This window comes from Acidimicrobiales bacterium, from assembly GCA_035547835.1.
Taxonomy (GTDB): domain Bacteria; phylum Actinomycetota; class Acidimicrobiia; order Acidimicrobiales; family Iamiaceae; genus DASZTW01.
The window spans coordinates 263,529-280,151 of sequence record DASZTW010000005.1 but is presented as its reverse complement, the minus strand read 5'-3'; the positions used below and the strand labels follow the sequence as shown (position 1 = coordinate 280,151).

At 71.7% G+C, this 16,623-nt stretch carries 16 protein-coding genes; 5 read left to right on the top strand and 11 right to left on the bottom strand.

Annotated elements, in window-relative coordinates:
- Positions 1-38 precede the first annotated feature (38 nt).
- Positions 39-635, bottom strand: coding sequence for a TetR/AcrR family transcriptional regulator (locus VHA73_03725; GenBank protein HVX17120.1), 597 nt, complete (start codon positions 633-635; stop codon positions 39-41).
- A gap of 117 nt (positions 636-752) precedes the next feature.
- Here VHA73_03725 and VHA73_03720 point away from each other — a divergent pair, with 117 nt between their 5' ends.
- Positions 753-1,442, top strand: coding sequence for a hypothetical protein (locus VHA73_03720; GenBank protein HVX17119.1), 690 nt, complete (start codon positions 753-755; stop codon positions 1,440-1,442).
- A gap of 42 nt (positions 1,443-1,484) precedes the next feature.
- Here VHA73_03720 and glpK read toward each other — a convergent pair whose 3' ends face one another.
- Entirely contained in the window at positions 1,485-2,969 is a 1,485-nt protein-coding gene (glpK, locus tag VHA73_03715) for a glycerol kinase GlpK (protein HVX17118.1), read from the bottom strand.
- Positions 2,970-3,057: 88 nt separating this feature from the next.
- On the opposite strand from glpK, the gene VHA73_03710 reads away from it, so the two are divergent.
- Positions 3,058-4,086: a 6-phosphofructokinase gene (locus tag VHA73_03710; protein ID HVX17117.1), complete on the top strand. Its 1,029-nt coding sequence runs from the start codon at positions 3,058-3,060 to the stop codon at positions 4,084-4,086.
- Between the two features lie 22 nt (positions 4,087-4,108).
- Here VHA73_03710 and VHA73_03705 read toward each other — a convergent pair whose 3' ends face one another.
- The 6 genes from VHA73_03705 to VHA73_03680 all read right to left on the bottom strand — a co-directional run bounded on the left by VHA73_03705 (position 4,109) and on the right by VHA73_03680 (position 8,399).
- Positions 4,109-4,735 (bottom strand): GerMN domain-containing protein, encoded by a 627-nt coding sequence (locus VHA73_03705; GenBank protein ID HVX17116.1) that lies wholly within the window; start codon positions 4,733-4,735, stop codon positions 4,109-4,111.
- A complete protein-coding gene (locus tag VHA73_03700) occupies positions 4,732-6,156 on the bottom strand; it encodes a HAMP domain-containing sensor histidine kinase (GenBank protein ID HVX17115.1) in 1,425 nt (474 codons plus the stop codon). Before VHA73_03700 ends, VHA73_03705 begins: the two co-directional genes overlap by 4 nt.
- 18 nt (positions 6,157-6,174) lie before the next feature.
- Entirely contained in the window at positions 6,175-6,858 is a 684-nt protein-coding gene (locus VHA73_03695) for a response regulator transcription factor (GenBank protein ID HVX17114.1), read from the bottom strand.
- Positions 6,859-6,921: 63 nt separating this feature from the next.
- Positions 6,922-7,206: a hypothetical protein gene (locus VHA73_03690; protein ID HVX17113.1), complete on the bottom strand. Its 285-nt coding sequence runs from the start codon at positions 7,204-7,206 to the stop codon at positions 6,922-6,924.
- A gap of 75 nt (positions 7,207-7,281) precedes the next feature.
- Positions 7,282-8,121, bottom strand: a complete 840-nt coding sequence (locus VHA73_03685; GenBank protein HVX17112.1) for an inositol monophosphatase family protein — start codon at positions 8,119-8,121, stop codon at positions 7,282-7,284.
- Entirely contained in the window at positions 8,118-8,399 is a 282-nt protein-coding gene (locus tag VHA73_03680; GenBank protein HVX17111.1) for a hypothetical protein, read from the bottom strand. The genes VHA73_03685 and VHA73_03680 overlap by 4 nt, the downstream gene beginning before the upstream one ends.
- 102 nt (positions 8,400-8,501) lie before the next feature.
- Between VHA73_03680 and VHA73_03675 the strand changes: the two genes are divergently transcribed.
- The 3 genes from VHA73_03675 (at position 8,502) to VHA73_03665 (ending at position 11,891) form a co-directional block, all read left to right on the top strand.
- A complete protein-coding gene (locus VHA73_03675; protein HVX17110.1) occupies positions 8,502-10,022 on the top strand; it encodes a carboxylesterase family protein in 1,521 nt (506 codons plus the stop codon).
- Between the two features lie 21 nt (positions 10,023-10,043).
- Positions 10,044-11,330 (top strand): DNA polymerase IV, encoded by a 1,287-nt coding sequence (locus VHA73_03670; protein ID HVX17109.1) that lies wholly within the window; start codon positions 10,044-10,046, stop codon positions 11,328-11,330.
- Between the two features lie 174 nt (positions 11,331-11,504).
- Positions 11,505-11,891 (top strand): DUF3040 domain-containing protein, encoded by a 387-nt coding sequence (locus VHA73_03665; GenBank protein ID HVX17108.1) that lies wholly within the window; start codon positions 11,505-11,507, stop codon positions 11,889-11,891.
- A gap of 84 nt (positions 11,892-11,975) precedes the next feature.
- Here VHA73_03665 and VHA73_03660 read toward each other — a convergent pair whose 3' ends face one another.
- Genes VHA73_03660 through VHA73_03650 form a run of 3 tightly spaced genes read right to left on the bottom strand, consistent with a single transcriptional unit; the run spans position 11,976 to position 16,500 of the window.
- Positions 11,976-14,303, bottom strand: coding sequence for a DUF3488 and transglutaminase-like domain-containing protein (locus VHA73_03660; GenBank protein HVX17107.1), 2,328 nt, complete (start codon positions 14,301-14,303; stop codon positions 11,976-11,978).
- Complete coding sequence (locus tag VHA73_03655; protein ID HVX17106.1) at positions 14,300-15,529, bottom strand: DUF58 domain-containing protein; 1,230 nt, start codon at positions 15,527-15,529, stop codon at positions 14,300-14,302. Before VHA73_03655 ends, VHA73_03660 begins: the two co-directional genes overlap by 4 nt.
- The gene (locus VHA73_03650; protein HVX17105.1) at positions 15,526-16,500 is read right to left on the bottom strand and encodes a MoxR family ATPase; all 975 of its coding nucleotides are present in this window, start codon (positions 16,498-16,500) and stop codon (positions 15,526-15,528) included. Before VHA73_03650 ends, VHA73_03655 begins: the two co-directional genes overlap by 4 nt.
- Between the last annotated feature and the right edge of the window lie 123 nt (positions 16,501-16,623).

The following is a 16,623-nucleotide window of genomic DNA, read 5'->3' as shown; positions in this document are numbered from 1 at the left end:
TGCGGCGACCGGCCCCCAGTTCGGGGCAGGGCCGCGGGTCAGCGGGGGGCTGCGCCGAGCAGCCCGCCGAGGCAGAAGCCGACGGCGGCGTGCAGGTCGGCCTCGGTCGGCTCCTGCGGGCCGGTGAGCACGTGGCGGTTGAGCTCGTTGACCACGCCGAAGGTTGCGTGCGTCAACAGCACCGGGTCGCCGTCCGGGATGAGCCCGTCGGCGATCGCGTCCTTGATGTGTTGCATCGTGTCGCTGATCGCAACCTCGCGGCCCTTGCGGATGGCGTCGGCGAAGCGATCGTCGGTGGCGGCGAACTCGACGAGCTTGGCGAGGCGGCTGTTGTGGGTTGACCACCTGATCGACGCTTCGATGCCCCGCGCCAGTCGGTCGAGCGGGTCACCGGCGTCGGCGATCGCGTCGGCCTGGTAACGCCGGAGCTCGCCCTGGGCGTTGCGGAGGATCGCCCGAAACAGCGCTTCTTTGGAGTCGAAGTACCAGTAGAAGACGCCCTTGCCGACACCGACCCCGCGGACGATGTCGGCCACCGAGGTGGGGTGGTAACCGTTCGACGCGAAGCGCTCGGTCGCGAACTCGATGAGCTGGCGGCGGCGTTCCTCGCCTCGGCTGGTGAGCTTTCGGGCCACGGCCTGCACGCTAAGAAAGAGTTGACCGGTCGGTCAAGAACCCTGGGCCGTCGACGCTCATCGTGAGTTCGCGTCCTCGAAACACGCCGTTCACGGTCGATCCGTAGCGTGGCCGTCATGGTCACGTACATCGTCCGAACTTGGCTACCCGACCGACCAGGCGCGCTGGGTGCCGTCGCGTCGCGGGTGGGGGCCGTCCGTGGCGACGTCGTGGGCATCGACATCCTCGAGCGCGATGGCGGTCAGGCGGTCGACGAGCTGGTGGTCGAGCTGCCCGACGAGGGTCTCGTCGAGCTCTTGGTGGCCGAGATGTCCGAAGTCGACGGCGTGAAGATCGAATCGGTGGCGCTCGTGGAAGAAGGCGTGCACGACCCGCGCCTCGACGCCCTCGAGACGGCCGCCCAGCTCGTCGGCGCATCCGATCCGCTCGAGTTGGAGGACCACCTCTGCACGCACGCGGGGCGCACGCTCGGCGCAGCTTGGGTCGCGCTGGTCGACGTCGACGCCATCGAGCTCCGGTCCGCGACGGGCGCCGCCCCCGATGCCCCCTGGTTGGCGGCGTTCGTGCGGGGCTCCCAGGCGGCCACCCAGCTCGCCGGCCCCGACGGCATCGAGCACAGCGCCGACGACGTCGCCTGGGCCCCATTGCCGGCGGCCGACCTCGTGCTGGTGGCTGGCCGCAGCGCAGGCCCCCGGTTCCGCGCCCGGGAGCGACGCCAGCTCGCCGCGTTGGCACGCATCGCCGATACCCGGCTGCGCGAGCTGGTGCGCCTCCGCAGCCGCCAGTCGCACCCTGCAAACGGCTGACCGGGCGGGCCGCCGGCCGGTCAGCCGCGGGCGGAGGGCGATTCAGGTGGCCCAGCGTCGCGAGCGCTCGACCGCGTTGCGCCACTGGGCGTACGCGGCGTCGGCGGCGGCGCGGTCGGCCACCGGTTCCACTTCACGATCGAGCACCCAGTTGCGGCGCACGTCGTCGAGACCGCACCACACCCCTTCTGCCAGGCCCGCGAGGTACGCCGCGCCCAAGGCGGTGGTCTCCTGCACGGCCGGCCGGCGAACCTGCACCCCGAGCTGGTCGGCTTGGATCTGCAACAGGAGGTCCATGACCGAGGCGCCACCGTCGGCCCGCAGGCCCCGGATCGGGTGGCCGGACGCGGCGGACATCGCCTCCACCACGTCGCGGGTCTGGAACGCCATCGACTCGACGGTGGCCCGCGCCAGCTCGGCCCGCCCGGTGCCCCGCGTGATGCCGAGGACGGCCCCGCGGGCATACGGGTCCCACCACGGGCTGCCCAGCCCGGTGAACGCGGGGACGACGACCACCCCGCCGCTGTCGGCGACGCTGGCCGCCAGCGGACCCACTTCGGCGGCCTCGTCGATCACGTGCAGCCCGTCCCGCAACCACTGGACGGCCGCGCCGGTGACGAAGATCGAGCCTTCGAGGGCGTAATCGACCCGGTGGGCACCGCCCTCTGTCGGGAGCTGCCACGCCACGGTGGTGAGCAGGCCCTCGACCGGTTCGGGCAGCTGGTCGCCCACGTTCATCAGCACGAACGATCCAGTCCCGTACGTGTTCTTCGTGTCGCCCGGTTCGAAGCAGGCCTGGCCGAACAGCGCAGCTTGCTGGTCGCCGGCAATGGCCGAGATCGGGAGGCCGCCCGGTAGCCCGTCGAGGGCCGCGGTGCGCGCCATGCGGCCCGACGTGGGTCGCACCTCGGGCAAGACGTGTGGCGGCACACCCAACAAGTCGCACAGCTCGTCGGACCAGGCGAGCCGACCGATGTCGTACAGCATCGTGCGGCTCGCGTTGGTGGGCTCGGTCGCGTGCACTTCGCCGCCGGTCAGCTTCCAGAGCAGCCACGAGTCGACGGTGCCCGCGGCGACGTGCGGACCCGGGTCGACCCCGCCTTCGGTGAACAGCCAAGCGAGCTTCGTGCCCGAGAAGTACGGGTCGAGCACCAGACCGGTCGTGCGGCGGACCAGGTCGAGGTGGCCAGCCTCGGCGAGCGCCTGGCAGCGGTCGGCAGTGCGGCGGTCCTGCCACACGATGGCCCGGTGCAGCGGCTGCGAGGTGCGTCGGTCCCACACGACGACCGTCTCGCGCTGGTTGGTGATGCCGATCGCGGCCACCGGGTCTTCGAGCACCGCGAGCAGGCCGCCGAGAACGGCCACGACCGCGTCCCAGATGTCGCCGGCGTCGTGCTCGACCCAGCCCGGCTGCGGGAAGTGCTGGGGGAACTCCTGATAGCGGTAGTCGACGGGCCGTCCGGTCGTGTCGTACGCAGCAGCGCGCACCCCGGTGGTGCCCGCGTCGATGGCGATCACGACGGGCATGGGCGGTCACGCTAACCCGCGTCCCGATGCAGCCGGTACGGTCCAGCCTGGTCAGGTAGCGGCTGGGATCACCTCGAGGAGGACGCAGATGCGGATCGGGATGCTCACCGGCGGCGGCGACTGCCCGGGCCTGAACGCCGTGATGCGAGCCGTGGTGCGCCGGGGCACCGACGGCTGGGGCGACGAGTTCTTGGGCTTTCGTGACGGGTGGCGTGGGCTGATCGACGACGACGCCATGGCGGTCGACGTGGCCACCTTCCGGGGCACGCTGCCCCGCGGCGGCACGGTGTTGGGCTCGTCGCGCACCAACCCCTTCAAGATCGACGGCGCTCCTGTCGCGTGCGCGGCGTCCCTCGAAGCGCGGGGCGTCGATGCGCTCATCGCCATCGGTGGTGAGGACACGCTCGGCGTCGCCGACAAGCTGGCCGCCGAAGGCGTCCCGGTGATCGGCGTCCCGAAGACGATCGACAATGACCTGTCGGCCACCGAGCTCACGTTCGGTTTCGACACGGCGGTGCAGATCTGCGTCGACGCCATCGACCGCCTGCACACCACCGCCGAGTCCCACGACCGCGTCATGGTGGTCGAGGTCATGGGACGCCACGCCGGTCACATCGCCGTGTGGTCGGGCATCGCAGGCGGGGCGGCGGTCACGCTGATCCCGGAAGTGCCGTTCGACATCGCCGCAGTGTGCGAGTCGATCGTGGCTCGGCATGCGCAAGGGCGCTTCGCGTCGATCGTCGTGGTGGCCGAAGGCGCGGTACCCCGAGAAGGCACGTTGTCGGTGCAGTCGGGCGCGGTCGACCAGTTCGGCCACGCCCAGCTCGGCGGCATCGCCGACCTGCTCGCCCGGGAGATCCAGGCGCGCACCGGGTTCGAGACGCGCGCGACCGTGCTCGGTCATGTCCAGCGCGGCGGGACGCCGACCGCGTTCGACCGGGTGCTGGCGACGCGGTTCGGCGTGGCGGCCGTCGAAGCCGCGCACGACGGAGCATGGGGGCAGATGGTGGCGTTGCGGGCCGGCGAGATCGTCCGGGTGCCGCTGGCCGACGCCGTCGGCTCGCTCAAGCTGGTCGACCCGGCTCTGTACGACGTCGCCCGCGTGTTCGAGGCGTGACCGGGCGATCGTCCTCGGCTGGTCAGGGCACGCAGCGACCCGGGTTGTACGAGGCCGCGCCGGAGCCGTCCGATGAGCTCGCGTCGTAGTCGACGCGTGTCACCGCCTTCTTGTTGCGACCCGCGGTCGGCACCTCGATCAACCGTCCCCGGCTGCGGAACGACACAGTCGACACGCCGGGCAGGGCGGTGGCGGTGTAGACGAACTGGGCGTACGCGTTGCGGGCGCTGACGCCCGACAAGTCGTCCATCTCCTTGCTGAGCGCGATCACCAACACGCCGCGCGACGACAAGTCGAGCGACAACAGCCGGGTGCCGGGCGGGATGAACGTGGTGAGGAGCTGGGCGCTGCGCTCTGTGTCGCTCGGACCGCCGATGAGCTGGTCGAGGAGGGTGCGGACGTCGTCGGTGTAGCCACGCCGACACACTTCTTGCAGGCGCTGGTCGCGGACGAAGAACAAGTGCTGGATGTACGGGCCCTGCTCGCCGGCACTGGGTGCCGTGGTGTTGGGGGCGAGGAGATCGCGGACCTGCTCGCGGTTGATGGCCCGGGGGTGCCGGTCGGTCGGCACCCCACAGCCCGCCAATCCGGCCACCACGGCGATCGCGGCGAGCACGGCGACGGCGCGGCACCGCAGGCGGCGCCTCATGCGGGGTTCACCGGTAACTCGATGACGAACCGCGCGCCCGAACGACCGTCGGGCCGGTCGGACACCCACACCTGACCGCCATGGAGCCGGACGTGCTCGGCCACCAGCGACAAGCCGAGCCCGACTCCTTCGCTGCCCGTTCGCCGTCCGGCCGAGACGCCGCGTGCAAAGCGGTCGAACACGGTGTCGCGCTCCTCGGGCGGCACGCCGGGGCCGCTGTCCTCGATGAGCAGGTGCACTCTGTGGTCACCGCTCTGTTCCAGCGCCACGCGGGTCGCGCCGCCCCCGTACTTGGCCGCGTTGTCGAGCAAGTTGGCGAGGACCCGCATGAGGCGACGTTTGTCGGCCCGGACCACCACACCGGCGAGCTCGGCGTCGAGGTCGACGGGGATCTCGTGGTCGTTGCCGAAGCTCACCGCCTGCATCACCAGCTCGGCCAGCCGCACTTCCTCCAGATCCAGGCGGGCCGCGCCGGCGTCGAAGCGCGAGATCTCGAGCAGGTCCTCGACGAGCTGCCGGAAGCGGGCGATGTCGGCGACCATGAGGTCGAGCGCGGACTGCATCGGGCCGTCGGGGAGTTCGTCGCGACGCGAGTTCAAGACCTCGACCGACGCGGAGATGGTCATCAGCGGTGACCGCAGCTCGTGGCTGACATCGGACGCGAAGCGGTTGTCGCGGTCGATGCGGCCCTCGAGCGTCTCGGCCATCAAGTTGAACGACTCGACGAGCCGCACCAGGTCGGCGTCGCCACCCGGATCGAGCCGGGTCTCCATGTGGCCACTGGCGAGGGCTTCGGCCGCGAGGGTGACCTCGTCGAGCGGTCGCAGACTCCGGCGCGACATGATCCAACCGAGGAAGGCCCCGGCCACCGTGGTGAGGGCGGCGGCACCGAGCAGCGCCACCGTGAGCGTCCGCAAGGTGTTCTCGACCTCGGACATTGAGACGATCTCGAAGTACGCCGCGTCGATGCCCGGCATGGGGAGGCCGACCGCCAGCTCCATCTCGCCGTTGCGCTCGAACCGCATCCGCGCCGGTTCGCGCCGGTCGACCGCAGCGCGCAGCGCGGCGGGCAGCGCGTCGTGACCGAACTGTGCGTTGGGATGCAGCCACACGTCGCGGTACTGCAACACCGGCCACGAGCCGCTGGGCGTGGCCAGCGAGTTCACATCGTCGTTCAGCTCTTCGGTCGTGATGTTGGTGGTGCCGATCTGGTTGCGGAGGTTGCGAGCGTTGGTGGTGGCCTGGCTCAAGGCGGCGGATTCGCGCTGTTCGAGCAGGTTGCGCCGGGTGAGCCCGTACGACACGAACGACAAGAGCGCCGAGAGCACCAACCCGCCGAGCGCGAAGCCGATCGTGAGGCGCGCGCGAAGGCCGGGCCGGCGGGGTCGGAGGCGGGAGAGCAGGCGTCGGATCCGGGTCATGTGCGCCCGCGCGGTTCCCTACGCGATCAGCTTGTAGCCCATGCCGCGGGCCGTGACCACGTAGCGGGGGTTCGCAGGGTCGACTTCGATCTTGGTCCGGAGTCGGCGGACGTGGACGTCGACCAGGCGCCCGTCGCCGAAGTAGCCATAGCCCCAGACCCGCTCGAGCAGCGTCTCGCGGCTGAACACCCGCCCAGGGGCACCGGCGAGCTCCACCAGGAGGCGGAACTCGGTCCGGGTCAGGTGCAGCTCTTGACCTCCGCGTCGGACCGTGCCCTCGTCGGGGATGATCTCGAGGTCACCGAACCGCAAGTGGCTGGCACCACCGTGGTCGCTCGCCCGGGCCCGGCGCAGGAGCGCACGGATGCGGGCCGACAGCTCCTTGGTGGCGAACGGCTTGGTCAGGTAGTCGTCGGCCCCCGCTTCGAGACCAGCCACGACGTCGTGCGTGTCGTCGCGCGCGGTGACCATCACGATCGGCACGTCGCTGACGCGCCGCAGGTTCCGGCACACCTCGAAACCGTCGATGCCCGGCAACATGATGTCGATCAGGACGACGTCGGCAGGGTGCTGCTTGAACAGGTCGATCGCGTCCTCACCAGTGGGGGCTTCCTCGACCTGCCAGCCTTCGTCCTCGAGCCCGAGGCGGACGACCGTGCGGATTCGCTCGTCGTCTTCCACGGCCAGGATGCGCACGGACATCGGCGTAGATCGTGCCACACGGCCCGGTCCCGTGAGGACCGGCGGCGTTGGGCGAGGAACGGATCAGGCGAAGGCCGTGAGGAACGCCTCGCGCGCCACGTCGCCCATGGTGCGCACGTGGAGCCCGCCGGGGAAGCGCGCTCGGTAGGTGCTGCACTCGGACAACGCCTCGAGGCCTTCGGGGGTGAAGGCCTCGAGCGACTGAAGGTCGATCTCGAGTCGGGAGGGGTGGCGCTCGACGGCGGCACGCACCGCGGCGAGCAGCGTGCGTCCCGCCGTCCGGTCGAGCTTGCCCCGTACCTCCAACACGAGCGTGCCGGGATCCAGAGGAGGCTCGGGTGGCGTCACGGGGTTCGACCTTGTCGAACCCATCTCTCGTTTCGGTGACAGCCGCGTTGCGATCCGGTGACGATCCCCGACCGGCTACGCGTCGCCAGCACCACTGCGCGCCAAAAGGGTGCGAAGCGGACCGAACAGCGCGGGCGACGACGCCAGCACGAAGTCGCCCGAAGGCGGTCCACCATCGAGGCCGCCGACCATCGCGCCGGCCTCGGTGGCCACCAGCGCGCCTGCCGCGTAGTCCCACGACCCGAGACCCTTCTCGTAGAACGCGTCGACGTGTCCGCACGCCACGGCGCAGAGATCGGTCGACGCCGCGCCGAGCCGGCGGATGTCGCGCACGGCCGGCAGGACGGTCTCGAGCACGCGGGCTTGGCGGGCGCGTCGCTCGGCCAGGTACGAGAACCCGGTCGCCACCAGGGCTGTCGACAGGTCCGCGGCCGACGAGCAGCGGATGGGTGCACCGTTGCGGGCCGCGCCACCGCCGACCGTGGCCGTGAACAGCTCGTCGCGGACCACGTCGAGCACCACGCCCGCCACCATCTGAGCGCCGTGCTCCGCGGCAACCGACACGGCATAACCGGGCAGTCCATACACGAAGTTGGTGGTGCCGTCGATCGGGTCGATGTGCCAGGTGACGCCCGTGGAGCCCGGGCGAGCAGCGCCTTCCTCGCCGTTCAACCCGTCGCCGGGGCGGCGTCGGGCCAGCTCCTCGACGATGCGGCGTCCCACCGCACGGTCGACTTCGGTCACCAGGTCGGTGGCCGACGACTTGGTCGAGATCAACGGCACGGCCGCTGCGCGCACGCCGCCGGCGGGATGGGCGACCTCGGGAATGAGCGTTGCGGCGGACCGCACGACCTCGACCGCGACCGACAGCAGCTCGCCGGGGCTGGGCACCGCGGCCGGCGACGGATCGGTCATCGGCGAGTGTGTCGGCGCGGCAGCGGGTGCTCGATCGTGCGCCATTCGGTCATCGCACGCATCACCAGCACGGCCACCACGGCGGTCCCCGCGGCAGCCAGCAGGGCGCCGATGAGGATCCCCACACCGGCGAGCGTGCGATTGCCCTTGTACTGGAGGTCCATCAACGCCCAGCCGATCGCACCACCGCAGGCGCCGCCGACCAGCACCGCGGCGAAGGCCAGGATCCGCACCACCACCGGTGGGGTGGCCGCGGCAGGCTGGGACGGGTCGGTCATCCGGATCATCGTAGGGAGTCCTACGATGCGGCCGTGCATGCGTCGGCGTGGCGCCGGCACCTGGAGGCGAGGTCCTCGCCACGGCCGCACAGGGGGAGATGGATGGAACCGATCGCAACCACCAGCTTCGGCAAGGTCCGGGGGATCGAGCAGCACGGCGTCTTGTCGTTCCGCGGCATTCGCTACGCCGAGGCGCCCGCGGGCGCGCGCCGCTGGCTGGCGCCCGCGCCGACCGAGCACTCCGGCGATCTCGATGCCACCGAGTTCTGCGCGGCACTGCCGCAGAACCTCGGCGCCCTCGAAGGCATGTTGACATCGGGCGAGGCGGTCTCGTTCAGCGAGGACGCGTTGTGCCTCAACATCTTCACGCCCGCGGCCGACGACGGCGCGCGCCCCGTGATGGTGTGGATCCACGGTGGGGCCTTCGAGACCGGTTCGGGCCACACCCCTTGGTACAACGGCACCGGCTTCGCCAAACGCGGTGTGGTCGTCGTGACGATCAACTACCGCCTCGGCGCGCTCGGCTTCCTCGACCTCGGATCCATCGGGATGACCGATGCGTTCCCCGACAGTGGCAACCTCGGGATCCTCGACCAGGTCGAGGCGTTGCGCTGGGTGCAGCGCCACATCGCGTCGTTCGGCGGCGATCCTTCGAACGTCACCATCTTCGGCGAGTCGGCCGGCGCGATGAGCGTCGGCACCCTGCTCGGTACGCCCGCCGCGCGCGGGCTGTTCCACAAGGCGATCCTGCAGAGCGGCGCGGCAGAGAACCTGCACCGGCCCGACCGGACGGCGGCGGTGGCCGAAGCGTTCGTGGAAGCCGCCGGTGTCGGGACCGACGCCGAGCGCCTGCGGTCGTTGTCGGTCGACGAGGTGCTCGCGGCGCAGGCCAAGACCGGAGGCCTCACCGGCGCGGGCGCCGGTGGTTCCGACCTCTCCCTGCCGTGGCAGCCCCACGTCGACGGCCGAGTCATCCCTGCGGCGCCGATGGACCAGGTCGCTGCCGGTTCGGTGGCCGACGTGCCGATCCTCGTCGGCACCACGTTGGAAGAGATGCGGCTGTTCCAGATGCTCGTGCCGGCGTTGGCCGAGATCGACGAGACGGGGCTGGTCCACCAAGTGGCCAGCGCAGTCGGCCACGACGCGGCGGGTGACGTGATCAGCCAGTACCGCGCACGGCTCGGCGCGGGCGCCTCGGCGGCCGATCTGTGGGTGGCCGCGGCCACTGACCAGGTCTTCCGGATGCCGGCCATCCGCCTGGCCGCCCAGCAGTCCGCCCACCAGTCCGACACGTACATGTACTTGTTCACGTTCCGCAGCCCGGCGTTCGGGGGCCGTCTGGGCTCCTTCCACGCGCTGGAGCTCCCGTTCGTGTTCGAAGTGCTCGACGCGCCGGGCGTGTCGATGATGACGGGCCCGATCCTGCCGCCGATGCGAGAGCTGTCGTCGGCCATCGCGTCGTCGTGGGCGACCTTCGCGCACGAAGGCCGACCCGCGGGCGACGGCCTGCCGGCCTGGGCACCGTACGATGCCGGCCGCCGCGCCACCATGACGCTCGACGTCGGCCTGTGCGAGATGGTCGACGACCCGATGGGCGACGAACGAGCGCTGCTCGGCGCCTGACGCACCCGTACCCTGTCGGGGGTGCCCCGCACGATCCTCCACGTCGACATGAACGCCTTCTTCGTGTCGGCCGAGGTGCTGCGACGCCCCGAGCTCGAAGGCAGAGCCGTCGTGGTCGGCGGGTCCGGCCCGCGAGGAGTGGTGGCTGCCGCCAGCTACGAAGCGCGTCGCTACGGCGTGCACTCCGCGATGCCGTCGACCCGGGCCCAGCGGCTCTGCCCGCACGCGGTCTTCCTGCCAGGCGACCACGCGTACTACGGCGAGGTCAGCGCGCGGGTGATGGCCATCTTCCGGTCGTACACGCCGCTGGTGGAGCCGATCTCGCTCGACGAGGCGTTTCTCGACGTCACCGCGGCACGGCGGCTCCGCGGCGACGGACCGACCATCGCCGCGAGCATCCGCGGTCGTGTGCGCAGCGAGGAGGGGCTGCAGTGCTCGGTGGGGGTTGCGCCGTCCAAGTTCCTGGCCAAGCTGGCGTCGGAAGCTGCCAAGCCGCGCGCGTCGTTCGATCGCATTGACCCCGGTCCGGGCGTGATCGAAGTCGAGCCCGGCGCCGAGCTGGCCTTCCTCCACCCGCTGCCCGTCGCCGCGCTGTGGGGCGTCGGCCCGGCCACGCTCGAGCGACTCCAGCGACTCGGTGTGTCCACGGTGGGCGACTTGGCTGCCATCCCGCTCACCACGTTGCAGCACCGCGTCGGCAACCACCACGGGACGCACTTGCACGAGCTCGCGCACGCCCGCGACCCGCGTCCGGTGGTGCCGGAGCAGGCGCTGAAGTCGGTGAGTCACGAGGAGACCTTCGCCACCGACCACCACCGCGTGGAGACCCTCACGCCCGAGGTCGTGCGGATGGCCGACGCCACCGCCGAGCGGATGCGGCGAGCGGGGGTCACCGGCCGGACGGTCACGTTGAAGGTCCGCTTCGGCTCGTTCCGCACGATCACCCGCTCCGTCACGTTGTCGGGACCGACCGACTCGGCACGGGCGATCGCGGGAGCCGCGCGCGGTTTGCTCGACCAGATCGACCCGGCTTCCGGCGTCCGCTTGGTGGGCGTGGCCGTCACGAACCTCGACGAGGGCGGCACCCGCCAGCTCGGGCTGTTCGACGACGACGCCACCTCTCGCACGGCGGGTCGCGCGGCGCGGGCGGCCTCGTGGGACGCGGCCGAGCAGGCCGTCGGCGAGGTTCGTGACCGGTTCGGTACCGACGCGGTGGTGCCGGCCCGGCTGGTGGACGCCGACGGCGTCCGGGTCAAGCGGCGAGGCGACCAGCAATGGGGCCCCGACGCGGCGGGTGCGGACCCGTGAGCGGCGAGCCCGCCCGGCACCTGGGGCGGCTACTCCGCGGCCCGTGCGCGGGTGCCGCAGCTTCTCGGACGTCGACTTCGTGAATATGAGAATCAGCCCGCTCTGCGTTGTTGGTCACCGTCGCCTGTGCGAGACTGTTCGGGCGGAGCCGCCGAGGCGGAAAGGGTCGTAGACGTGCCGCTCTCCGAGGACGAACAGCGCATCCTCCACCAGATCGAGCAGCAGTTCTACGAGCACGACCCGGCCCTGGCGGGTGAGCTCGAGACCACCAGCCTGTACTCGCACACCCTCGGCCAGATGAAGTGGGCGCTCGCGGCCTTCGTGGTCGGCGTCGTGGTCCTCGTCGTAGCCCTCGCCACGGCCACCTCGTTCGTGGTGGCGTTCGTGGGCTTCGTGATCATGTTGGGGGCGGCGCTGTGGTTCGAGCGAAACGCCCGCAAACTCGGGCGGGCCGGCTGGCAGCGCGCCACTGACTCGATCCGCAACGGCGCGTTCCGCGATCAGCTCAACCAGACCGCCGAGCGCATGCGCGAGCGGTTCCACCGCAACGACTCCGAGTGACCCCGCCGCCGGCGCGAGCACGGTCGGCGTGACCTCTTCAACGGTCGGCTGAACGCGTTCGCCCGACGCGACCCGGGGCGCTCGTCAGTCACGGCCGGCGAGCTCGCGCAAGGTGCGGGGCCGCAGTGAGGACGTGGCGTGGCGCCACGGTCCCAGTTCGTCGCGGATCGCCCGGTCGATGTCGTTCGCCAGCTCCTCGGCACGCATCCGATCGGGCGAGGCGGGTGCGTCGTCCCAGACCGCGTCGGTGGCCAGGCGTGCCAGTGTGGCCACCGAACCGGCCGGCGCCTGGCGGTCACCGACCCGTGCGGCGTACTCGAGGCGGGTTTCCGTGCGCTGCGGCGGGGGCGCGACCAGCGCCAAGGCGTCGCATGCTTCACTCCAGGCGACGGCCACCTGCGCGGCGTCGGATCGGGCCCGCCGGCGGCGACGCTGGCGCAGCCACCAGCGCACACCGGCCAGGGCCGCGACCACCACCAAGACCGCGGCCACGATGACGATGCCGATCCACGCCAGCACGCCCGCGATCCGGCTTGCCGCGCTCGAGGAGCGCCGGGCGGTCGTGGCGCGGGCCACGGTCGTGGTGGGGCGCGAGGGCGCTGCCGCGCTCGGCGCGGTGGTGGTCGGGCTCGGCTGCGCGCCGGGGGAGAAGTTGGGGAGCGTGGCCGGTGAGCCGGACGTGGCCACGTCTTGTTGGAACGGCACCCCCGTGTAGCTCTCGTTCCCGGGAGCGCCTCGTCCCGGGGTCGGCTCGAACGCAACCCAGCCCTGGCCGGGGAACCACACTTCGGGCCAGGCGTGCGCTTGGCGCCCGTACACGGCGAAGGACTCCACCGCCCCGGCCGTCGCCTGGCCGGGCGTGAACCCGACCGCCACGCGGGCCGGCAAGCCCAGCGCCCGCGCCATCACGGCGTACGTGCCGGCGAACTGTTCGCACCATCCCCTACGGACTTGCAAGAAGGCAGTGATCGGGGAACCGCCGACCTCGCTCAATCCGGGCTGGAGCGAGTACGTGAAGTTGTTGCGGAACCAGTCCTGCAAGGCGCGTGCCTTGGCGTACTCGGTGGTCGCGCCCGCGTCGCCGACCACCCGCTCGGCCGTTGCCCGCACCGTCGGCGGGAGGTCGGCCGGCAGCGCGGTGTAGTGCCGGAAGTCGGAGCTGCCCATTGGCTGACCGCCGGCGGTCAGGTCGGCCGGCGTGAGCGACGGGACCTGCGACGTGATCGAGTACTGCAGCCCGTCCGAGCTCGACAGCCCCCGCCGGACGATCAACGTGGCTGACCCGGGGTCGTACAGCAACTTCGAGGTACCGGAGATGTGGGTGGCCTGGTAAGCGGCCGGCGCCCAGACTTGCGCGAGGTTGATGAGGTCGAAGTGCTGGCCCAACTCGGTCGAGCGGGTGGCCTGGCCGGGGTGGTCGAGCTTGCCGTCGGCCTTGCTGAAGCTGTTGTTCGACGACCAGACGTAGTCGTGGTAGTCGTCGAGCGCCGTGATCCGCCAGTAGGCAGGTCGATCCGCCTGCACCGTGAAAAGCAAAGTGTTGGACTCGCGGACCAGCCGGTCGCGGAGATCGACGAGCGGGCTCACCGTGACCCGCGTGTCACCTTGGCCATCCCCCCGCCACCTGGTCCACGGAGATTGGTCGTGACGTGGCGCCGCGGTGGCCGCGGCGATGCCCACGAAGCTGGTCGCGGCCACGATGAGCACGCCGGCCTGGAGCCGGTTGCGAGATTCCGTACGTGGGTTGCCCACGAGCCACCGATCGGTGTCGCGGCCCCGGTTGACCCGGTCGACCAGCACGAACAGCAGCGCGGCGGCCGCGAACAACCCCGTTGCCGTCAAGCGCAGCCGTGGCCCACCGAGCACCGCGCCGAACAGGAAGAGACCAGTGGCGGGCACGAGCGCTTCGGCCCTGGCGCTCAGGCGGAAGGCGAGCGCGTCGGCCGCGATCGCGATCAGGACCAGCAGCGCCCCGAGGCCGAGCACGAATCCGGGAAGAGGAGCCGTCGGTGTGACCACGTTGCGGAATGCGTCGGCGGACGCGCGGAGGTCGCCGCGCATGTGCGAGAGCACCGAGACGGTCGGCAACACACCCAGCAGCGAGTGCGCGCGGTAGCGCATGGCCACCATGACCACGAGGGAGGCCAGGGCCGCGGCTGGCGCGGCGACACCCGCCGGCCAGCGCCAGCGCCGCCCGAGCAGCGACGCGACGTGGGCGGTGAGCGACACTGCGACGAGCGGCCAGAGGAAGCTGGTGCCGTTGAGGAGGCGCACGAAGCTGAACGCGCACGTGATGGTGACAGTGGTCAGCGCCAGGAACGGCAGGTCGATGCGGACCCGTGCGCCTCGGCGCTGGTCCCCTGGCTGGGGGGTCGTGCGCGGGTCGGCGACGCCGCGGTGTTCGTCGCTCATCGGGTCGACCGCCAGGCGACGGGGAAGGGTCGGGCTGCATTGCAGCGGATGACGTTGCCGAAGGCATGCGGGGGCGCGGGCAGGTCGGCGTCGGTCATGGCCGGACCGTCATCCCAAGTCGAGGGCAGCCCGGCGCCAGGGCCGAGCGCCCACGATGACGGCTCGAACCGCACCAGGGTGGCGTAGCGAGCCGCCGCCGCGAGCGCGACCAGGTCGTCGGGGGGCATGGCGGCGGTGACCACCACCAGCGCGTCGGTGGGCCGCGCACGGAGGGTGGCCAGCGCCGGCGCGAGCGACGACGAGTAGTGGGGCTCCAACACGGCGAGCCGGTCGAGCACCTCGTCGAGGTGGCGGGCAGTCGAGCCGGTGCCCGAGTCGGCGCCGTCGCTCACCACGAGGCGGATCGCGTCGCCCCGATCGCTGCACGCCGACAAGATGCTGGCGGCCGCGGACACGACGTGCTCTTGCGCCGCGGGCGGCACGGCCGAGGTGCGCACGTCGACGAGCACGGTCAAGCGGCCGGCCGCCGGCGGCTCGTCTTGGCGGACGAGGAGGTCAGACGCGCGCGCGGAGGACCGCCAGTGCACCCGGCGCAGGTCGTCGCCGCGCACGTACGGGCGCAACCCGGCGAACTCGCGGCCCTGGCCGAGCAGCTGAGGTCGCGGCGGTCCGGGTAGGTCGTCGCGTCCCTCACCGGGCAGCCGCGCGGTGATGCGGTCGATGTGGGGGAGGACGGTCGTGGTGGCGGTGCCGGCCAACGTGCGTTCCCGCCGGGCGATGCCGAACGGGTCGCTCACCGCGACCGACATCGGGCCGATGTCGAAGCGTCCTCGCCGCTGCGTCGGCAGCCGGTACGCGGTGGTCGCGTGCGCGCCGGGGAGGAGCGGACTGAGATCGAGCCGTGCGCCTACCGTGCTGGACACGGGGTCGTGGAGCGTGGCGTCCGGGCTGCGAGTGCGGCCACGGTTGGTGACGGTGAGCTCGACGCGGGCGACGGCTCCGGCCTGGCACCTGGGTGGGACCACCCGACGTCGCACGTCGAGCGCGGGCCTGCGCAGGATCACCCAGGCGAGGCACACGGCCACCAGGGCCAGGCCGATACCCCCGAGCGCGACGACCTCGACGACGCCCACTGCCGCGCCGATCGACAGGGCGGCGAGCGAGCCGCCGGTCACCGCCCATCCGGGCCGGGTCAGGAGCTGGCCCGGCCCGACCCGTTCGCTCATCCCGGCTGTCGCGCGGCCGGCACCGGCACCCCGGTCAGCGCGTCGTGGACCACGTCGGCGGCGGTGATGCCGCGCAACTCGGCTTCGGGGGCCAGGACCAGCCGGTGAGCGATCACGGGCTCGGCCAGGGCCTTGATGTCGTCAGGGATGACGTACGCGCGACCGTCGAGCGCGGCGCGTGCCCGCGCGGTGCGCTGCAAGCTCAGCGTGGCCCGTGGCGACATCCCGATCGCCACGGCCGGGTGTTGGCGGGTGGCGTGGGCGAGGTCGACCAAGTACCCGCGCAGCGCGGGTGCGACATGCACGGCGCGCAGCCCGGCGCGGGCGGCGGCGATCGCGTCGGCCGTCACCACCGGGCCGAGCTCCGACAGCGGCGCGTGGTCTTCGTGCAGCGACAAGATGTCGAGTTCGGCGGAGCGCGCTGGATAACCCATCGACAGGCGCAGCAGGAAGCGGTCGAGTTGCGAGTCCGGCAGCGGATGGGTGCCTTCGTGCTCGAGCGGGTTCTGGGTGGCGATCACCATGAACGGGTCGCGCAGGTGATACGTCACCCCGTCGACCGTCACCTGCTGCTCCGCCATGGCCTCGAGCAGCGCTGATTGCGTCTTCGGCGATGCCCGGTTCAGCTCGTCGCCGAGCACCACGTTGGCGAAGATCGGTCCGGGGTGAAACTCGAAGCGGCTGTTCGCGCGGTCCCACACGTTGACGCCCGTGACGTCGGAAGGCAGGAGGTCGGGAGTGAACTGCACCCGGCCGAAGGTGCCGTCGATCGAGATGGCAAGGGCTTTGGCGAGCGAGGTCTTGCCCACGCCCGGCACGTCCTCGAGGAGCAGGTGACCGTCGGCCAGCAGCGCCACCAGCACGAGGTGGATGACGTCGGACTTGCCCTGGATGGCATGGGCGATGTTGTCGGCGATGACCGAGAAGTGTTGGGCCAGGTCGTCCGGGCGTCGGGTCCGGGCAGTGGACACGGGTTCCTCCACGAGAGCGGGGTCAACAGCGTACGCGGCAGGGGAGCCGAGCGGAGAGCGACGTCGCGCCGGCGTGCGCGCCGGTGTGCCTGTCGGGGGCCGCCGCCACCACCGTGCCGGTAC